This window comes from Moraxella sp. (assembly GCF_030525845.1).
Classification (GTDB): domain Bacteria; phylum Pseudomonadota; class Gammaproteobacteria; order Pseudomonadales; family Moraxellaceae; genus Moraxella.
This window is the reverse complement of record NZ_JAUNDY010000004.1, coordinates 22,230-39,192: the sequence shown is the minus strand read 5'-3', so window position 1 is coordinate 39,192 and position 16,963 is coordinate 22,230. Positions and strand designations below refer to the sequence as shown.

Below are 16,963 nucleotides of genomic sequence, written 5' to 3'. Positions count from 1 at the left end.
AATATGATGAATAATAAAACTATCATTCCTGCCATCGCTTGTGATTTAACGGGAGGCTATTTGATAGAAGCCTCAGCAGGTACTGGAAAAACGTGGACTTTAACGGGTATTATTTTAAGATTATTAATAGAAAAACAGTATCAACCAGAGCAGATTATTGCCACGACATTCACTCGTGCTGCCGCCAGAGAAATGCAAGAACGCATACAAGAAAAAATCAGTGGATTTTATTATTATATTCGCTGGATTGCTCAACAAACATCATCTTATAAAAAATGGTTTGATGGCAGTGATGTAGATGATTCTCTAAATAAAATCATAGAAGAGGCAAAAAACAATGGGGTCAAAGATTGTGATGATGAAATTTATAAATATCTAATAAAGAAATCTATTGATGAATTTATCAATCATGACAATATTTATATTTTTGATGTCGTCGCTAGAAAATGTTCTGTTTTATTAACTTCATTGGACAAGCTATTTGTGGGAACGCTAGATAGTCTTGCTCAAAAATGGCTAAAAGAATTCTCATCAGAAATAGGCTGTCAGACTAATACCGAGATTATCTCTAATAGCGAGGAGATGATTCATTCGTTAATTCATGATGCGTTGCGTAAAGAACATATTAAAATTGCCAAATCAAAAAAACTTTACGACATCATAGGAGCGGACGTATTTTATGATATTGACTCTGCTTATAAAGCAGTTAATTTATCATTGAATTTTTATCAAGCACCCATTGATGAAGCTTATGTGATAGATGATAACTATCTAGACTTAATCGAGCATGAATTGATGGGGATTTTTGATAAAGATTTATCAGTGTTTGAGCCTTTTTATGACATAGATTATATGTCAAATTTTGGTTTTAGTAAATCGCCATCTTGTGTAAAAGATTTTGGTCTCATTAAACATATTTTAGATGATATTAGAGATTATAAAGTGGGGTTTGTAAATCATTTATCGCAAAAAGATATTAACTTTTTGGATAAATTAATAGACATCAAAAAAGAGAATGCCTTTAAAAAAGGATTTGATGAAAATAAGTCATATTTTTATTCGTTGCCAATAGATAGATTATTGTCTATTGTTGATATTAAAAATCGCATTAAAAATATTGGTAACATGTACCGCTCTTACTTGTATCATCAAATGTCTTGCGATATCAGGGTTAAACTAAAACAAATGCTGGAACATCAGGGAAAAAGTACATTTACTTTTCAGATGGTAAGGCTTATAGAGGCTTTAAAGAGCAATAAAGGTCTGGTTGAGCATATCAGAAGACAATACCCTGTTGCACTAATTGATGAATCGCAAGATATTAATGGCTTGCAAAAGATATTGATAGAATCTATCTATTTAAGCTATTTTAATGATAGAAGAATAAAAAATAAGAAATCACGCGGGTTTTTGTTGTTTGTGGGAGATCCAAAACAAGCTATTTATAGATTTAGAGGGGGAGATGTATCTAATTATAATAGCGTTAAAAATTTTGGTAAAAATAATAATTATCCCCCCTTATTAAATAGTAGTCTAACATTAAATACTAATAGACGATCCAATAAAAATCTTGTCCATGCTTTAAATAGCTGGTTTGAAGGTAGCCATGAGTATTTGGGTGAGGGTATTTGTTACCATCAAGTTGATGCCATCAATGAGGCAGGGCGGTTGGTTTGGAGTGATAAGAATGGAAGTATGCCAGATTATGCGGGTAATCACCCATTGTCATTAATATATATTTCATCTGATGAAAATGGGGATAAAAAAGATGAAAGTTATTGTATTGCCTCGCATATTAATAGTATCTTGCAAGATGGGCATAAGTTAGATGGTAGATCTATCATGCCCAGCGATATTGCAGTATTATCTTATCAAAAGAGGGATTTGAGTAAAATTAAATCATTTTTAGATGAATTTAATATTCCATCTATTACACCAAATGATGTGAATATTTTTACCACAGAATCTGCAAATGACTTATATGCCTTGTTATGTGCAATAATTCATCAGGATAGAGAATCTTTGGGGGGGTTATTAACCTCTAATATTTTTGGCTATCAAATTGATGATTTGGAGATGTTACTGGGAGACGAGTTAATTGCTGAAAAATTGATATTATATATTAAAAAATGCCATGATTATTTAATAAGGTATGGTATAGCAAGTTCAATACAATGGGCTTTATCAAAAAATCCCCTATCAGACGATAGTTTATGGGAATTGTGTGCTAGATGTGGCGAGCGTTATTTGGTGGATTTGTGTCAAATCATTGAGGTGATTGTTAATGAATATGCGTATAAAAAAATCAATGATGTTGGTTTAATAAATTGGTTTGAGTTAATGATGTCAAATAAAGATGACAGCGAATCTTATCATCGGACAGTATTGCCTAGTGAGTCTGGTGTTAATCTCATGACCATTCATGGGTCAAAAGGATTGGAGTTTCCTATTGTATATATTTTGGGTTTGAATAAGCAGTCAAAGCCTCAAAGCGAAGAATTTTTTTATGCATATAGTGATGAAAGTTTTGACCGTAGAATATCGCCATATAAAGACAGTAAAACGGAACTGGATTATTATAAGAAAAAAAACAATCAAGAATTATTTGAAGAGAGGCTAAGGTTGGGTTATGTTGCTTTAACGAGAGCTTCCGAGAAAACCTATGTGGTGGCAAAAGAAATATCATCTAACCAATCTTTAAATGGCATGGTGGTTTATCAATGGCTTGAATATCAAGATAAAAAAACGACCTTGACGCTACCCAAGAGATTATCCAATAAAATGGATTTGATTTTATGGAATGATTGTCAAGATATGATTTTTGACAAGTATGAGCCTGTGCAACACTTGACAGAAGAGATTGTGTACGATGATTGGGATAAGATATTTAGTCATAAGTATTTTATTGGAGCATCGAAAAGCAGTGCAACGTCTTTGATGTACAAAATAAACCGTGAGACGGTGTCAGATGATATTATTATTGATGATGAAATAGAAGTGGATATTTATGGCATTGATAATGATTTGGGTGTTCATTATCAAGATAATGACATTCGACCATTGTTTGAGAAAGGTAAAAAAGCTGGAACATTTTTGCATAAATTGTTGGAAGTTACTGATTTAAGTAGTTGTGATAATATTAGCCAAAGTATTGATAAAATGATAGTGTCATTCGGAGCTTTTGATGGTTATCATAGCCGTAATGGTAATATTGATTTACATCAAGATTTGGTGGATTGGATTTGGGCAATTTCTAATACACCGATGTTATCCTCAAATATCAGTCTTGCTCAACTCAATAACGACAAGTCTATTAAGGAAATGAAATTTACACTAAGACTGACGGAAAATTTTGGCATAGATAACCTTAATCAAACGTTTTTAAATCATAGTGATAAAGAAATAGTATTAACAAAAGATGATGATTCTGCTTATTATAAGTACCTAAATGGCGAGATAGATTTGGTATATGAATATGACGGTAAATTTTATATCGTGGATTATAAATCAAATTTTATCAGCCAATCATTATCTGATTATCACAAAGATAATCTAGAACGAGTAATGAATGAAGCAGGTTACTGGTTGCAAGCCTGTGTTTATCAAGTGGCATTACATCGTTTATTGAAGTTACGTATTGATGATTATGTTGGTAATGAACACCATTATTTGGGTGGGGTAGAATTTATATTTTTAAGAGGTGTGGATAGTCAAGACCATGCACTTGGACATATTAATTGGCAAATTCCAATATCGCTTATTTATGCCTTAGATGAAGTATTTGGATAACAAACATGAATCATATCAGCCATTATTTAAATAACCGCTTATCTTCTCATGCTTCTTGGTATATGGATAAGGGGTATATTGACGATGTTAAGATTTACCATTCTTGGAGTGTCGTTTTTTCTTTGGTTTATTTTACAAGCAGTCGTTTACTTGATGATGGTCATACAGTGCTTGTGTTATCAGATAATAAGCAAAATGATGGTCATGGATATAAGCAATTAAAAAATTGGCAGTTGCCATTATTCTTGCCAATTATTGAAGAAATTATTGATAAAACAGGATTTTTGGATTTTGATGAAATATTTATGCAAATGAATGAAATTAATGATGAGTCATCATTTGCTGATTTTATATCTCAAAAAAAGGACTTTGTATCAACGTGCTATAAAAATCAATGCGAAAATCACAAGGGTTTGAGGCTAAAAAAAGATTTAGAGAGTATATCAAATATGTTCTTATTAATATTAAGAGCTTATTATGTGATTAATATTAAAAACAATGGGTGTTTAGCGGGGTTTGTTGATGAATTATGCCATAATCCATATTTTTCAAAACACGATGATGAACTTGTTGATAAGGTAATCGTATTTTGGTATAAAAAATCCAAAAACAGTATGTATTTTTGGTTAAATCGTAGTTTTATGGCGGAAAAACAATTATTATCATCTGTTTTTGATATTCATCATAGCACTATCCCGAAGATTTTATTGCCAAAATTAAATTCCCTATTAAATAGTAATCAAAAAAAAGCGATAGAACATATTGCTAACCACGCATTTAGCATCATCACGGGAGGACCTGGAACGGGAAAAACTTTTACAATCGCACAGATTGTTTTGGCGTTATATCAGTCATTGGGTGTTGATAATAAGGAGCTAAATCTGGCATTGGTTGCACCGACTGGAAAGGCTTCTCAGCGTATGGCAGAATCTTTGCAAATGGCATTGGATTTAAGTGGCGAGAACATTGACTTACCAAAACCCATGACCATTCATCGACTATTGGGTATTGGCATGCATAATACACCAAAATATCATATTGCCAATCCGTTGCCTTATGATTTGGTTGTGGTGGACGAAGCATCAATGCTTGGTACAGAATTAGCCTGTCAATTATTAAGTGCCATTAAACATGGAGCAAGAGTGATTTTATTGGGGGATTCAAATCAATTATCAGCGGTCGATGCAGGTGCGGTATTGTCTGATTTGTGTGCATTGCCACAATTATCATCGGCCCGTATTCATTTGACCGAATCAAGAAGGTTTGATGAATCCTCTGGCGTGGGAAAATTATCCAAGCTTATCAATGACAAACAACATATCTCAGAAAATATCATGATGGCAATGATGTCCAATCATGATGATTTGGCATTTTTTGATGTTGGAAATTTAAAAAATAAGCTTAAAAATTCATCATTGGTGTCTTTTTATAAAAAGTTGGCATGTGATTATCAAGAAAAACATGGGTTGTTTGCAATGACCAATTCATTAAAAAATAAGTTTTATCAATATGATGATTTTCAAAAAAATAATACCATCATAAGATTACATGAAGTTTTTAATAAATATCGCATTTTAACCGCATCTCACGTGGGAGTGTGTGGCGATGACAGTATCAATCAGGCGATTGAAATCATGCATAAAGAAAGCTTGAATTTGAAGGTAAATAAATCCAAGTGGTATCATGGTCGTCCAGTCATGGTTTTAAAAAATCGCTATGATTTGGGGTTGTTTAATGGAGATATTGGCATTTGCCTAAAAAGCGGAATACGTGATAGTGAGCTTTCGGTGTATTTTGTGGGGGAGGGGCAGACCATAAGAAGTTTTTCTGTGAGTGTATTTAATGATGATATGGTAAGCACAGCTTATGCCATGACCATTCATAAATCACAAGGTTCTGAATTTGATAAAGTCGCCATTGTATTTAATGAGGATAATGAAAGATTGTTATCCAAAGAATTGATTTATACAGCGGTTACTCGTGCCAAAAAACAGGTGGCAATTTATAGCAATGAGCAGGCACTATTGACTGCCATCAATACGCCAACTAAGCGACAAACAGGGCTGTTAATCCACGAGGCGTAAGATGAGTGAAATTGGATTTATAAAAATAAAACCACGCCAATCAAAGGGTGGTTTTAGCAGAATTTATTGACATTTAAAGGTGATGAAATATTCATAATCATCATCACGACTTATCTCTGGCGTACCCACACCCAAGATAGCACCAATAACTTTGGCACTTTGTTCGGCGACACGTCCCACTTTTTCATCGATAACGCCTTGATAATTTAAGGTATCTTTGATGATGATGGGGGTTTTATGACCGCATTGAGCTTTGGCGGAGGTTAGGGCTGAGTTTTGGGCTTCGGTCTTGGTTTTGCCAAAGCCTGTGGTCTCAAATGTGTTATCGCTCCTAGCAATGACAGGATTGGTGGGCGTGCTTTGGCAGGCGGTTAAGGCGATGGCACATAGTAGACCTGAGCCAATTTTAAATTTATTTAACATAATGCAATCTCCCATAACAAAAAGAAAATTATTAAACTTGTCCCTATTCTACCAAATTTTATTTACTGATTATTATCGCAATCGTAATAATTTGTCTTGGGGCATGCCTTATAATAGAGTGTATTTCAATATACATGATATTGATTCTACCAAAAAGATAAAAACTTTGTTAAAATAGTAAGGTTAAATGCAAATAATGAGGGGTATTATGCCAGTAGGAAATGTTGGACTTGTCAAATTACGTCCTGTAAAAGGAATAAAAATCGGCGTTACAGAGGCGGGGGTTCGCTATCAAAATCGCAAGGATTTGACAGTTTTTGAGCTTTGTTCTGATGCACAAGTGGCTGTTGTTACCACTCAAAACCAGTTTTGTGCAAGTCCTGTGCAGTTGGTTAGGCAGTTTATTCAAACCAACAATCCACGTTACCTAATGATAAACACAGGTAATGCCAATGCAGGTACAGGTCAAGATGGCAATGATAGGGCGTTGGCGACGTGCAAGGCGTTGGCTGATAAGGTGGGGGTAAAGCCCGAGCAAGTTTTGCCGTATTCCACAGGTGTGATTGGCGAGAGCTTGCCAAGTGAGAAAATCATTGCTGGTTTGGAGTCAGCGTTGGCGAACTTAACCGAAGATAATTGGCTAGATGCTGCCTTTGGCATCATGACAACTGACACCACTCCTAAGGGTCATAGTGAACAGGTTGTACTTGATGGTGTGGTTTATACCGTAACGGGAATTTCCAAAGGGGCTGGCATGATACGCCCAAATATGGCAACTATGCTAGGCTTTGTGGCGACCGACGCTAACATCGATAAAGAATTATTGCAATCCATGCTGGTGCAGGCAGTAAATAAATCTTTTAACCGCATTACGGTAGATGGCGATACCTCAACCAATGACTGTTGTACCTTGATTGCTACCGCCCAAGTGGGCGAAAAAATTACCAAAAATCATCCGCATTTTGAAGCGATTTATCATGCCATTGAAAGCGTGATGATAAGAATCGCTCAGCTCATCGTGCGAGATGGCGAGGGAGCGACCAAGTTCATCACCGTAAAAGTGATGGGCGGTAAAAGCAGTGAGGACTGTGCCAAAATCGCATACAGCATTGCACATTCGCCACTGGTAAAAACTGCATTTTTTGCTTCTGACCCCAATTGGGGGCGAATTTTGGCGGCGGCAGGTTATGCGGGTGTGAGCTTTGAACAAGCGAAAGTGGATGTTTATCTTGATGAGGTAAAAATCTGCGAGCGTGGTGGGCTTGCTGATGGTTATACCGAAGAACTTGGTCAGGCGGTAATGAGTCGCCCAGAGATTGTCATTTGTATCGACCTAAACGAAGGCGAGGCAAGCGACACAGTTTATACTTGTGATTTGTCGTACGACTATGTTAAAATTAACGCTGATTATCGTTCATAAATGAGTATTTTTAAGATGAAACAAATTGTACTGATGTTTGTGATTTCAAGTGCATTCTTACTGCAAGGCTGTGTCCACAAAGTCGTTACCACGCCTGTTAAGGTTGCGTACAAAACCACCAAAGGTGTCGCCAAAGGGACAGCTAAGGTGGTGGGTGCGATTATCCCTGATGGCGATGAGGAGGGGGATAACAACAACGACAAAAAATCCAAAAAAGATAAGAAAAAAGACAAGCAATGATTTTGTGTCAAACCATCTCTGATTGAGATGGTTTTTTGATGGTGTTGACCGTAATTAAAAACTAGCAACCTGTGCTTAAAAACTTATCTACGACTTTATATTGTCCGCTCGTGGTTTCCTCCTGATACATCGCTTCACGAAAGGCATTAGAATTGGGTAGACCGCCTGTATACCATGCGATGTGTTTGCGAGCGATACGACAACCTGAATATTCGCCATAAAATTGATAAAGCTCATCAAGGTGGGTCAAAACAATTTGGCGAAGCTCGCTCACGCTCGGCTCTGGCAAAAGCTCGCCTGTTGCCAGATAATGAGCAATGTCCCGAAAAATCCAAGGACGACCTTGTCCTGCTCGCCCTATCATCACCGCATCCGCCTCTGTGTACTCTTGTACCCATTTGGCTTTTTGGGGGCTATCAATGTCGCCATTGACGATGATGGGGATTTTGGCATTTGCCTTAACTTCTTTGATGAGTTCGTAGCGAGCATTACCCGTATAAAAATCCTCTCTGGTGCGTCCGTGTATGGCTAGGGCGGATATGCCTGCTTGTTCGGCGATGTGGGCGATAGTGAGGATGTTTTCTTGACCATTAGCAAAGCCAAGCCGTGTTTTTAAGGTGATTGGCACGTCCAAATCCGCCACCGACTCTACCGCACTATCAAGCAGGCGTTTGACCAAATCCAAATCTTGCAAAAGTGCCGAGCCAGCGAGTTTACGACACACCTTTTTGGCAGGGCAACCCATGTTGATGTCCACGATACACGCCCCATTTTCCACCTGAAATCGCACCGCCTGTGCCAATTTGTCAGGCTCTGCCCCAGCGACTTGGGCGGATATGGGGGCAATTTCTCCTGAAAAATTGGCACGGTACAAGGACTTTTGGCGAGCATAAAGGGCGGTATCAGCGATAATCATCTCGCTTACCGCATGACCTGCCCCAAAACTTTTTGCCAATCGGCGAAAGGGATTATCCGTTACGCCTGCCATCGGTGCGACCCAAATTCTATTCTCAATTTTCAAACCCCCGACATATAAGGGCTGTAATAAAATATGTTGATTTTCAAAGGATTTTTCTTGGTTTTGTGTTGTCATAATTTTGGTATAAACTCGCATAAAGTTGCATAAACTTGCATATTTTAACATAAATGTTGTAATATATTTGCAACTTTTTACAACCGAGTTGCGGGAGTTGCAAATTATGGGTACGATTACAAAACGCACCGCCAAAAATGGCAAAATCAGCTTTGTCGCCACCGTCCGCCAAAGTCGGTAGGGCAACAATTTTAGCCAATCCAAGACTTTTAGTAAAGAGAGTTTGGCAAAAGAATGGATTAGAAAAACCGAAGCTGAATTGGAGTTAAACGGCAACATCGCCAAAAAACCCACCAACGACACCCTTGCAAGCCTTATTTTGCGTTATCGTGATGAAGTCGCAGAACAATTTAACCCCAAATACACCAAAAATTTAACCCGTGTGGCAGGTTATCCGATTGCCAAACGGCAAGCGAGCAGTCTTACCCGTCAAGACTTCTCCGCCTTTGCCCTGTGGCGGTTTCGTGGCGATGATGAAAACGAAGGGGTTACACCGTCCACAATTAAAGGCGATTTTTCATTTTTGAGGGCAACCATTGATTATGCGGTATCAGCTTGGGGGCTACCCCTTGAAACCGTGCAATTTGAGTTACAACAAGCCACCACTGCCCTTAGAAAACGCAGGGTTATTAGCAACTCAAAATCCCTTGACCGCACGCCCACCAATGACGAATTAACCGCCTTGACCACCTTTTTTTTATAATGGGGGGGCGGGCATACCAGCAAGCCACCGCCAAAAGGCTTGCTTTATTTCATCAATTTTGGTGCTGATGGCGGTTTTGACACTTTCCCACATACCGCCAAACCATTCGCCAATCCCCACAAAATAGGATTTGACATTTTCCACCGCCATTGCCACAATCTCACCAATGGCAAACCACACTTCATCTGCTTTGGCTTTGACTGTGTCCCAGTTTTGCCATAGCAGTAGACCACCTGCCACCAACGCGGTAATCCCCGCCACCACGCCAGCTACTGGCTATCATTACCCAAAGATTTACAAGAAAAAATCATCTTAATTGAATAGGAATGCCCAATGATTATCGTCAATGAAAAAAACACACTTGGCTCAAAGGGCTTTGCCAGTCTTGTATTTGATGGGCTTAAATCAGTTTTTGATAAGCATTTAGACGCAAGCGACCGCCAAGAGATTGCAGGTGATATTGAGTTTTTTGGGGAGCTTGATTTATCAAGCCTTGATAAAAAGACATTTAATGCGGTTTTTCAAACCATTCAAACCCTAAAACTCCCCAACCAAGAATGGCAACAAGTGTTATTAACCACCATAAAGCAAGACCCTCGCTACACCGCCACCACCTAACCAAGTCCGCCCCCCCCCCCCCCCCACACACACAGGGCGGATTTTTCATTTCTGCCCCCAATTCTCCCGCCCCACCACCCCCAATCTTACACCCCATTTAAAACCCATTTAAATACCGTTTAAATTCGTTTGAAAGATTAAAGTGGTACGTTTGCCCCACCCAAATTTAATCGCCCTAAAAACCCCCTAAAATCGCCTTAAACTGCGTTTTGGGTTTTTGGGTGGTTTTTGTCTAATTTTTAATCAATCTCAACCCCTGAACCCTTTCGCCTAACGCCAAATCATTAAGTCCTTTAAAATACCGCAAAATCGTATTTTGGGGCGAGTTATGCCAACCGAACACAACTACCTACTTTCCAACTTATCCGATGTCGCCATCAGTAAGACGGACGACAACGCTAAACTTCGTACCTTTACAGGTATTGCCAATAGCGGTTTGCCATTTTCCTACTATGGCGAGCGAGCCATTGTGGACATGGATAGCATTACCCTATCCGACAAAGTACCTGTGTTGTCCTTGCACGACCGTAATGTACGTCTAGGCTTTGGCAAATTGTCGCTTGATGGGTATGCCTTAAAAATTGACGGTACATTACTCAGTAATGATGATGCCCAGAAACTTGCCAAAGATGCTGACGATGGCTTTCCCTTGCAAATGTCCGCCCATATCAGTGCGGGCTACTACCAAGATTTGCAAGAACACGAGACGGTAGTCGTTAATGGGCAGACCTATGGCTACCCAATGCGAATTTTAAAAAATTGCACCGTGCCAGAAGTGTCCTTTACCCCTACGGGTGTGGACAGTAACACTTTGGCGATGATTTTATCCAATAACCCAACCAATTCCAATCCCAACCAAAAGGAAAACCCAATGGCAACCGAAAACCCAAATCCAACCGCTCGCCCAAATGTTGATGAGCTAAGCAGAACCATTGTTGATTTGCAAGCAGAGCTAGAAAAACTCAAAGCTGAAAATGCAGAGCTTAAAAAGAAAAGCAAAAAAGCCAGCGTTGAAGCCAAACTCTCCCAAAACGGCTTTGTCAAAAATGACAAGGGCGAATACACCCACTTATCGCAGTCAAGTTTTGACCTACTGTTGTCGCTTGATGATGACAAAGTAGATGGCGTGATTGGCGACTTTGCCAAAGGCTTGCCAAAACAAGGCGAAAAAGACTTTTTGTTGTCCGAGCAGTATGGAGCGGGTGGTGTGGCTCAGTCTGCCAATGTACCTGAAAATCCGCTACTAGCGGACGCAAAGGCACGCAAAGCCTAAGCCACACCCAAATCCACACTCTGTCTTGGGCGAGTAGGACGGATAGGGTCAAAAGGCTAATTGCTTGGGTTTTCATAAATTTTTCCTTATCAATAAATTTAACCGATTGCCATTACGGCGGTGGTGTAGTCCACTTTGTGAGCTTCGCAGTAGGCTAGGATTTCTTGGTGTTTTGCCATACTGTCCGAGTCCACCTGCACGCTGTGTGGTAGGTTGTGGTCGTATTGCTTGGCGGTATGGGTGGGCGAATTGGTCTTGCCAGCCGTTTCGCTAAACAAGTAAGATTTACCAGCCATCAGTCCGGCGTTGCCACTTGCCGATGTTGTGCCGATAAAGGGGTCAGTAGTTTGCCTCTTATCTAGGCGAGTTCGCCCGAAAAGTGAGCCTAGCCAACCAAAAAATTTCATTTTATTTCCTTTTTGCAATAAAAAAACCGCTCAAAAAAGCGGTTAAAATCAAAAAATCACTTGCAATTATAATACATAGTGTTATAATACAATGTATTCAATCAAAGATAAGCCATTATGTACACCATTGCCGAAACCGATGATTTTATCGCCCAATCCAAAACCGTTTGGAGCGATGACGAAAAAAGCGATTTCATCACTTTTTTATCCAAAAACCCTTTGGCAGGCGATGTTATCCCAAAAACGGGCGGATTTCGCAAACTGCGTTGGTCTGCCAAAGGCAAGGGCAAACAAGGCGGTGTGCGTGTGATTTATTACAATCTGTTAGAAAACGGTATGATTGTTTGCTTTTCGGTCTATGCCAAAAACAGACAAGAAAACATCTCCCCAAACACCCTAAAAGGAAAGAAACAATGACCCTACCAAAATTTGACAACATTGATGCCATTGTTCAGGCAATTATTGACGATGACCCAGATGCCGAAGCTGTGCGTGAGAGCCTAACCCGCTCTCTTGAACAGTTTAACAAAGGGCAATACCGCATTAACCCTGCCACCATCAGACAACAAAACAATCTATCCCAAAGCCAGTTCGCCCGTGCCATTGGCATTTCAGTAAACACGCTCAAATCGTGGGAGCAAGGACAAAGACAGCCAAGCGGTTCGGCTCGTGTGCTTTTAGATTTGCTTGCCAAACGCCCCGAGCTGATTGGCGAGCTTGCTACTGCTTAGGCGATAAAAAAGGCAACTATCCAAACGGATAATCGCCTTATTGACACTTAATGCCATAATAGCATTATGATACTCCACAGGGTATCGCGCTGTCAATATCAAGACAGCTCAATATCTTTGCCTTTTTGCAAAAAATCATCAGATTGACTTTCTGCCAAATATTCAGCAATGTCCGGACGGTTTTCCAGCTCGTGTAGAGACTTTCGTGCAGGGGTATTTTGCCATTTGGCAATGTTTAGCCACGCATTTTTTGCCCCCACCCACTCATTTAGGTGCTTGGTGCGAAATACCGACTGTTTGCGTGCCGAAGTTTTGGCATCTCGTTGCCGTGCTTGCAAAAATTCGCCCGATACCGAGATGTTATAATTTGGGTTTGCCTTTATCAAGGCAATATCGCTATCCCACGCATCGTCTGTATCTTTGCCGTAGAGTATCGCCCACATATCATCAATGTCTAGCACGCCATCAAGCATTTTTTGAGACATCGCAACAATGCTATTTTTGCGTTACAAGTCGCCAGTTGTTGCATTAAATGCCATCATCGCTGACTACCTGCCACATCTTAATGCAGACACGGCAAGAAAGGAAGCGAACAAATGTAGCCTGCCCTTCCCCACTTTTCGCACCGACAAGAGCAGTCAAGCCGAACATTTTGTAAATTTATCGGACTTGGCGATGTGGTTGGAGCAGGAGCGAGAACAGGCGCGGCAGGACTGGCAAGCAATGAATGTCTAACCTAAGCGGACTTTTGTCCGCTTTTTTTATGCAATATATTTGCAATTCCAAAAATCAAACATCAATTAAATATTTGATTTTTAATAGAAAATAATTTTAATATGTCCCACCTGCCATCGGTGCAACGATGAGGCGGTTTTTAATAGTGTGTTTGCCGATGTTTAGGGGGGTAAGTAAAAGATGGTTGGGCATAAGCGTCAGAATTAGTTAAAATGCGTGGCAAAATAAGTTAAAACTGCATCGTGCAGAGCCATTTCCAAAACTTCCATAGATTTGGGGTTTGTGTGCCTGATGTGGTTTAGTATCTGTGTGGTAGCAAGGGCGTGGCTATTGGGTAGGGCGGTGTAGTGAGTATTGGGAGATATTAAAAATTCATCATCAGATAAATCCATGCTAACTAGGGTTTTGTCGTGCGATTTATGCAGCACACTAACGCTCCCTGATAGCATGATGTGAGCAATCTGCTCCCCAATGGCTTTTGTCGATGAGTATTGGCTGACCTGATGGTCTTTGGCGGTATTGGTAAAATGCAAGTGCAAAGCCAGTGGTAAATCGTCCCAAACCATGACAGTCGTCCCTGTAAACTTAATGTGCGTGGCGGGTTTTAGATGATGTGCATCAACCCCCAAGATGGCACAGGTTTCGGCGACGGTTACTTTTTGGTTTAAATGATGGAAAAAATCGCCAAGTGGTTTTTGTGCTTTAATGCCATCGTTTAAGCGGTCGTATTGAGCCAAAAACATGATGGGTAAATCTTGTTCGTAAATAAAAGTGTCAATTTTTGTATTGTGTATCCGAAAGGAGGGCATGTCGGTTATTAATTCTTGTAGGATAAAACGAGTGGTCATGTCAGTCTCGATGAAATTTGGAGGTGTAATATAACATAAAATTCGAGGAATTTTAAAAAGTTTTATGTTTTTATGTTACAATAACTTACTTGTTAATTTGTCAGGAGATGTTGATGACTTATGATGATACAAATATCTTTGCTAAAATCTTACGTGAAGAAATCCCTTGCCATCGGGTGTATGAAGATGATAAGACGCTCGCGTTTATGGATGTGATGCCACAGGCGGTTGGTCATGTGCTGGTTATTCCAAAATGTCAAGCGGTGGAGCTGACGGATTTACCCTTAGAATATGCGACAGCGGTGTTTGCTACTGCCCAAAAAGTAGTAGAGGCTCAAAGGAGAGCCTTAGGGGTGGAGGGTGTGGTACAAATGCAATTAAACCACGCCAAAGCAGGGCAAAGCGTTTTTCACTATCACATGCACTTAATTCCTACGCACGTGCATGAATTGGGTAAACACGAGGGTGGATTTGCTGACCAAAACGAGCTGGCAGAACTGGCAAGTAAAATCCGTGCTGTGATTGTTTGATTTAAATGTGTTTTGCTCGTATCAACGAAAAGTTGACGAGCATTACCACAAGCGATAACAAAACTTCCACAAATCCACCCCCTCATTCGCCACCATCGCCCCAATCACAGCATGAGCGGTACGATCATCACATCGCCAGTCGCCCAGTACCAATCTTTGCTTGCCCTGTTCATCGTGCGCACAAGGTCTGTGTGTATGTCCATGTATCAACACATCACAAGTCTCTAAGGCATGTTTGACTGCCAACGCATTGGCATCCATGATGGCGGTGGATTTGCTGGATTTGTCATGGTGGGATTTGGCTTTGATTTTTTGGGCAAGCTGTCGGCGTTTGGTAAGGGGCTGTTTTAACAAAAGCCATGAAATCACAGGGTTTCGTATGATGTTGCGGTAGCGTTGATAATTTTTATCATCAGTACAAAGGCGGTCGCCATGTTCAAGACGATAATTTTTATCCAACTTTAAAAAATAAGGCTCTTTGATGAGTTTGCCATTTAAAGTATCACAAAGCCCCTGACGAATGGCAAAATCTCGATTGCCATGCATGATATATATGGTTGTTTTGGTGGATAATTTTTGTAAAGCAGTTAAAATTGGTGTCAAAAAGTGCGTGGATTTTTCATTATCCGTTAAACTTAAATAATCATCATCGCCAATCCAGCCATCCAGCCAATCCCCCAAAATAAACAGCTTTTGCAAATTTGGCAAGACGGTCAAATCTTTTAATAATGCCAAAAATGCTTGAATAAGTAAGGGCGTGCCATCTGACAAATGCAAATCGCTGACAAATACCGTATGAATGTCGTGGGGGCGTGTGGTTAGTAAGTGGTCAAAATTTTGCATAAAAAAATAAGAGCGAGAAAATTACCCTTATTTTAGCAAAAATTTACTAAGATTACTTAAAAAGCATTACTTAGAAATCACTTTGGCAGAGTTAATCACAATCGGTGTGGTGGGTACATCAGCATGATAGCCATAACGCCCAGTCGGTACACCTTTGATTTGATTAACCACGTCCATGCCATCGGTAACTTTACCAAATACGGCATAGCCCCAGCCTTGCGGGGTTGGACTGCTATAATTCAAAAAGTCGTTATTTTTAACATTGATGAAAAATTGAGCAGTGGCAGAATGTGGGTCGGAAGTGCGAGCCATCGCAATCGTGCCAACTTCGTTTTTAAGACCGTTGTCGGCTTCGTTTTTGATTGGTGTGCCAGTACGCTTTTCGTTCATCTCGCTGTCCATACCGCCACCTTGAATCATAAAGCCATCAATCACACGATGAAAAATCGTGCCATCATAATGACCGCTTTCGACATAGTCTAGGAAGTTGGCAACAGTTACAGGGGCTTTTTCGGCGTTAAGTTCAATGACAATCGCACCGTGTGTGGTGTCAAATTGTACAACAGGCATGTCCATAGGGATTCCTTAGGTGAAGTGAAAATTATTGGCTATTATACCAACTTGCGAATAATTTAGCAAAAACTTATGAGTCATAATGATAACGGCAGGCAAAAATGGTTAAAACTTCATTTTCAAAATTATAAACCAGACGGTGATTATCATCAATTCGCCTTGACCACAAACCTGCCAAATTATACCGCAATGGTTCGGGCTTGCCAATGCCGTCAAAGGGGCTACGCTGACAGTCTTTAATTAAGGCGTTAATGCGTTTTAAGGTTTTCTTATCTTGACTTTGCCAATACAAATAATCCTCCCAAGCGTTATCCGTCCAACTAAGCATCAATCAACTCTCTTTGAATGGTTTTGTGTTGTTTGTATTGCTCAATGCTTTGTTTTAATCGTTCGGCATTGGTGTGGTTTGATAGTAGATGTATGGTTTCCATATGAGAATTATACTCATCAAGACTCATAACCACCGCCGAAGTCTTACCTCGTTTGACAATCACAGGGGCGTGTGTGTCCTCGACATAATCAAGGGCGGAGGCGAGGTTTTGGCGAAATTCACTATAATTCATCACTTGCATGACATTTCTCCTTAAATAAGTACGTATTATTGTACTATTTTTGGCGGTAATTGGCAATGAGATTTTGCAAGGGAATTTGTT

At 39.9% G+C, this 16,963-nt stretch carries 21 protein-coding genes; 11 read left to right on the top strand and 10 right to left on the bottom strand.

The genetic code is table 11. From position 1 onward, the window contains the following. Positions 1–6 precede the first annotated feature (6 nt). Together Q4B79_RS02730 and recD are read left to right on the top strand one after the other, a co-directional pair. Positions 7–3,789: an exodeoxyribonuclease V subunit beta gene (locus Q4B79_RS02730; RefSeq protein ID WP_303084892.1), complete on the top strand. Its 3,783-nt coding sequence runs from the start codon at positions 7–9 to the stop codon at positions 3,787–3,789. 5 nt (positions 3,790–3,794) lie between these two features. Next, positions 3,795–5,873: an exodeoxyribonuclease V subunit alpha gene (gene recD, locus Q4B79_RS02725; RefSeq protein WP_303084891.1), complete on the top strand. Its 2,079-nt coding sequence runs from the start codon at positions 3,795–3,797 to the stop codon at positions 5,871–5,873. A 63-nt stretch (positions 5,874–5,936) separates the two neighbouring features. On the opposite strand, the gene Q4B79_RS02720 is transcribed toward recD, so the two are convergent. After that, positions 5,937–6,296 (bottom strand): hypothetical protein, encoded by a 360-nt coding sequence (locus Q4B79_RS02720; RefSeq protein WP_303084890.1) that lies wholly within the window; start codon positions 6,294–6,296, stop codon positions 5,937–5,939. A gap of 208 nt (positions 6,297–6,504) precedes the next feature. Here Q4B79_RS02720 and argJ point away from each other — a divergent pair, with 208 nt between their 5' ends. After that, positions 6,505–7,716, top strand: coding sequence for a bifunctional glutamate N-acetyltransferase/amino-acid acetyltransferase ArgJ (argJ, locus tag Q4B79_RS02715; RefSeq protein WP_303084889.1), 1,212 nt, complete (start codon positions 6,505–6,507; stop codon positions 7,714–7,716). A 15-nt stretch (positions 7,717–7,731) separates the two neighbouring features. Beyond that, positions 7,732–7,956 (top strand): NF038104 family lipoprotein, encoded by a 225-nt coding sequence (locus Q4B79_RS02710; RefSeq protein ID WP_303084888.1) that lies wholly within the window; start codon positions 7,732–7,734, stop codon positions 7,954–7,956. A 61-nt stretch (positions 7,957–8,017) separates the two neighbouring features. Here the strand turns inward: Q4B79_RS02710 and dusB are convergent, their stop codons facing one another. After that, the gene (dusB, locus tag Q4B79_RS02705; protein WP_303084887.1) at positions 8,018–9,049 is read right to left on the bottom strand and encodes a tRNA dihydrouridine synthase DusB; all 1,032 of its coding nucleotides are present in this window, start codon (positions 9,047–9,049) and stop codon (positions 8,018–8,020) included. 223 nt (positions 9,050–9,272) lie between these two features. On the opposite strand from dusB, the gene Q4B79_RS02700 reads away from it, so the two are divergent. Next, entirely contained in the window at positions 9,273–9,752 is a 480-nt protein-coding gene (locus Q4B79_RS02700) for a hypothetical protein (RefSeq protein WP_303084886.1), read from the top strand. Here the strand turns inward: Q4B79_RS02700 and Q4B79_RS02695 are convergent. Beyond that, entirely contained in the window at positions 9,747–10,013 is a 267-nt protein-coding gene (locus tag Q4B79_RS02695) for a hypothetical protein (protein ID WP_303084885.1), read from the bottom strand. The genes Q4B79_RS02700 and Q4B79_RS02695 overlap by 6 nt on opposite strands. A gap of 72 nt (positions 10,014–10,085) precedes the next feature. On the opposite strand from Q4B79_RS02695, the gene Q4B79_RS02690 reads away from it, so the two are divergent. Both Q4B79_RS02690 and Q4B79_RS02685 read left to right on the top strand, forming a co-directional pair. Next, on the top strand, positions 10,086–10,370 hold the full coding sequence (locus Q4B79_RS02690; RefSeq protein WP_303084884.1) for a hypothetical protein: 285 nt from the start codon (positions 10,086–10,088) through the stop codon (positions 10,368–10,370). Between the two features lie 328 nt (positions 10,371–10,698). Further along, positions 10,699–11,643 carry a hypothetical protein gene (locus Q4B79_RS02685; protein WP_303084883.1) on the top strand — a complete coding sequence of 315 codons (945 nt, stop codon included), beginning with the start codon at positions 10,699–10,701 and terminating at the stop codon, positions 11,641–11,643. 98 nt (positions 11,644–11,741) lie between these two features. On the opposite strand, the gene Q4B79_RS02680 is transcribed toward Q4B79_RS02685, so the two are convergent. Then, entirely contained in the window at positions 11,742–12,050 is a 309-nt protein-coding gene (locus Q4B79_RS02680; RefSeq protein WP_303084882.1) for a hypothetical protein, read from the bottom strand. Positions 12,051–12,167: 117 nt separating this feature from the next. Here Q4B79_RS02680 and Q4B79_RS02675 point away from each other — a divergent pair, with 117 nt between their 5' ends. Together Q4B79_RS02675 and Q4B79_RS02670 are read left to right on the top strand one after the other, a co-directional pair. Continuing rightward, a complete protein-coding gene (locus Q4B79_RS02675) occupies positions 12,168–12,467 on the top strand; it encodes a DNA-binding protein (protein WP_303084881.1) in 300 nt (99 codons plus the stop codon). Beyond that, entirely contained in the window at positions 12,464–12,781 is a 318-nt protein-coding gene (locus Q4B79_RS02670; RefSeq protein ID WP_303084880.1) for a DNA-binding transcriptional regulator, read from the top strand. The genes Q4B79_RS02675 and Q4B79_RS02670 overlap by 4 nt, the downstream gene beginning before the upstream one ends. 98 nt (positions 12,782–12,879) lie before the next feature. Here Q4B79_RS02670 and Q4B79_RS02665 read toward each other — a convergent pair whose 3' ends face one another. After that, positions 12,880–13,266, bottom strand: coding sequence for a hypothetical protein (locus Q4B79_RS02665; RefSeq protein ID WP_303084879.1), 387 nt, complete (start codon positions 13,264–13,266; stop codon positions 12,880–12,882). Between the two features lie 7 nt (positions 13,267–13,273). Between Q4B79_RS02665 and Q4B79_RS02660 the strand changes: the two genes are divergently transcribed. Continuing rightward, complete coding sequence (locus tag Q4B79_RS02660) at positions 13,274–13,516, top strand: pyocin activator PrtN family protein (protein WP_303084878.1); 243 nt, start codon at positions 13,274–13,276, stop codon at positions 13,514–13,516. A gap of 203 nt (positions 13,517–13,719) precedes the next feature. Here the strand turns inward: Q4B79_RS02660 and Q4B79_RS02655 are convergent, their stop codons facing one another. After that, positions 13,720–14,364 carry a hypothetical protein gene (locus Q4B79_RS02655; RefSeq protein ID WP_303084877.1) on the bottom strand — a complete coding sequence of 215 codons (645 nt, stop codon included), beginning with the start codon at positions 14,362–14,364 and terminating at the stop codon, positions 13,720–13,722. Between the two features lie 107 nt (positions 14,365–14,471). Here Q4B79_RS02655 and Q4B79_RS02650 point away from each other — a divergent pair, with 107 nt between their 5' ends. After that, complete coding sequence (locus Q4B79_RS02650; protein WP_303084876.1) at positions 14,472–14,894, top strand: HIT family protein; 423 nt, start codon at positions 14,472–14,474, stop codon at positions 14,892–14,894. 42 nt (positions 14,895–14,936) lie between these two features. Here Q4B79_RS02650 and Q4B79_RS02645 read toward each other — a convergent pair whose 3' ends face one another. The 4 genes from Q4B79_RS02645 to Q4B79_RS02630 all read right to left on the bottom strand — a co-directional run bounded on the left by Q4B79_RS02645 (position 14,937) and on the right by Q4B79_RS02630 (position 16,882). After that, positions 14,937–15,737 (bottom strand): UDP-2,3-diacylglucosamine diphosphatase, encoded by an 801-nt coding sequence (locus Q4B79_RS02645; protein ID WP_303084875.1) that lies wholly within the window; start codon positions 15,735–15,737, stop codon positions 14,937–14,939. 66 nt (positions 15,738–15,803) lie between these two features. Beyond that, positions 15,804–16,313 (bottom strand): peptidylprolyl isomerase, encoded by a 510-nt coding sequence (locus Q4B79_RS02640; RefSeq protein ID WP_303084874.1) that lies wholly within the window; start codon positions 16,311–16,313, stop codon positions 15,804–15,806. A gap of 67 nt (positions 16,314–16,380) precedes the next feature. After that, entirely contained in the window at positions 16,381–16,638 is a 258-nt protein-coding gene (locus tag Q4B79_RS02635; protein WP_303084962.1) for a Txe/YoeB family addiction module toxin, read from the bottom strand. Then, positions 16,631–16,882 (bottom strand): type II toxin-antitoxin system Phd/YefM family antitoxin, encoded by a 252-nt coding sequence (locus Q4B79_RS02630; RefSeq protein WP_303084873.1) that lies wholly within the window; start codon positions 16,880–16,882, stop codon positions 16,631–16,633. The genes Q4B79_RS02635 and Q4B79_RS02630 overlap by 8 nt, the downstream gene beginning before the upstream one ends. Positions 16,883–16,963: the final 81 nt, after the last annotated feature.

Bases quoted from the DNA above. Each gene is read 5' to 3' on its own strand.
- Q4B79_RS02730 (WP_303084892.1), top strand. From the start codon at position 7: ATGAATAATAAAACTATCATTCCTGCCATCGCTTGTGATTTAACGGGA.
- recD (WP_303084891.1), top strand. From the start codon at position 3,795: ATGAATCATATCAGCCATTATTTAAATAACCGCTTATCTTCTCATGCT.
- Q4B79_RS02720 (WP_303084890.1), bottom strand. From the start codon at position 6,296: ATGTTAAATAAATTTAAAATTGGCTCAGGTCTACTATGTGCCATCGCC.
- argJ (WP_303084889.1), top strand. From the start codon at position 6,505: ATGCCAGTAGGAAATGTTGGACTTGTCAAATTACGTCCTGTAAAAGGA.
- Q4B79_RS02710 (WP_303084888.1), top strand. From the start codon at position 7,732: ATGAAACAAATTGTACTGATGTTTGTGATTTCAAGTGCATTCTTACTG.
- dusB (WP_303084887.1), bottom strand. From the start codon at position 9,049: ATGACAACACAAAACCAAGAAAAATCCTTTGAAAATCAACATATTTTA.
- Q4B79_RS02690 (WP_303084884.1), top strand. From the start codon at position 10,086: ATGATTATCGTCAATGAAAAAAACACACTTGGCTCAAAGGGCTTTGCC.
- Q4B79_RS02685 (WP_303084883.1), top strand. From the start codon at position 10,699: ATGCCAACCGAACACAACTACCTACTTTCCAACTTATCCGATGTCGCC.
- Q4B79_RS02680 (WP_303084882.1), bottom strand. From the start codon at position 12,050: ATGAAATTTTTTGGTTGGCTAGGCTCACTTTTCGGGCGAACTCGCCTA.
- Q4B79_RS02675 (WP_303084881.1), top strand. From the start codon at position 12,168: ATGTACACCATTGCCGAAACCGATGATTTTATCGCCCAATCCAAAACC.
- Q4B79_RS02670 (WP_303084880.1), top strand. From the start codon at position 12,464: ATGACCCTACCAAAATTTGACAACATTGATGCCATTGTTCAGGCAATT.
- Q4B79_RS02665 (WP_303084879.1), bottom strand. From the start codon at position 13,266: ATGTCTCAAAAAATGCTTGATGGCGTGCTAGACATTGATGATATGTGG.
- Q4B79_RS02660 (WP_303084878.1), top strand. From the start codon at position 13,274: ATGCTATTTTTGCGTTACAAGTCGCCAGTTGTTGCATTAAATGCCATC.
- Q4B79_RS02655 (WP_303084877.1), bottom strand. From the start codon at position 14,364: ATGACCACTCGTTTTATCCTACAAGAATTAATAACCGACATGCCCTCC.
- Q4B79_RS02650 (WP_303084876.1), top strand. From the start codon at position 14,472: ATGTTGATGACTTATGATGATACAAATATCTTTGCTAAAATCTTACGT.
- Q4B79_RS02645 (WP_303084875.1), bottom strand. From the start codon at position 15,737: ATGCAAAATTTTGACCACTTACTAACCACACGCCCCCACGACATTCAT.
- Q4B79_RS02640 (WP_303084874.1), bottom strand. From the start codon at position 16,313: ATGGACATGCCTGTTGTACAATTTGACACCACACACGGTGCGATTGTC.
- Q4B79_RS02635 (WP_303084962.1), bottom strand. From the start codon at position 16,638: ATGCTTAGTTGGACGGATAACGCTTGGGAGGATTATTTGTATTGGCAA.
- Q4B79_RS02630 (WP_303084873.1), bottom strand. From the start codon at position 16,882: ATGCAAGTGATGAATTATAGTGAATTTCGCCAAAACCTCGCCTCCGCC.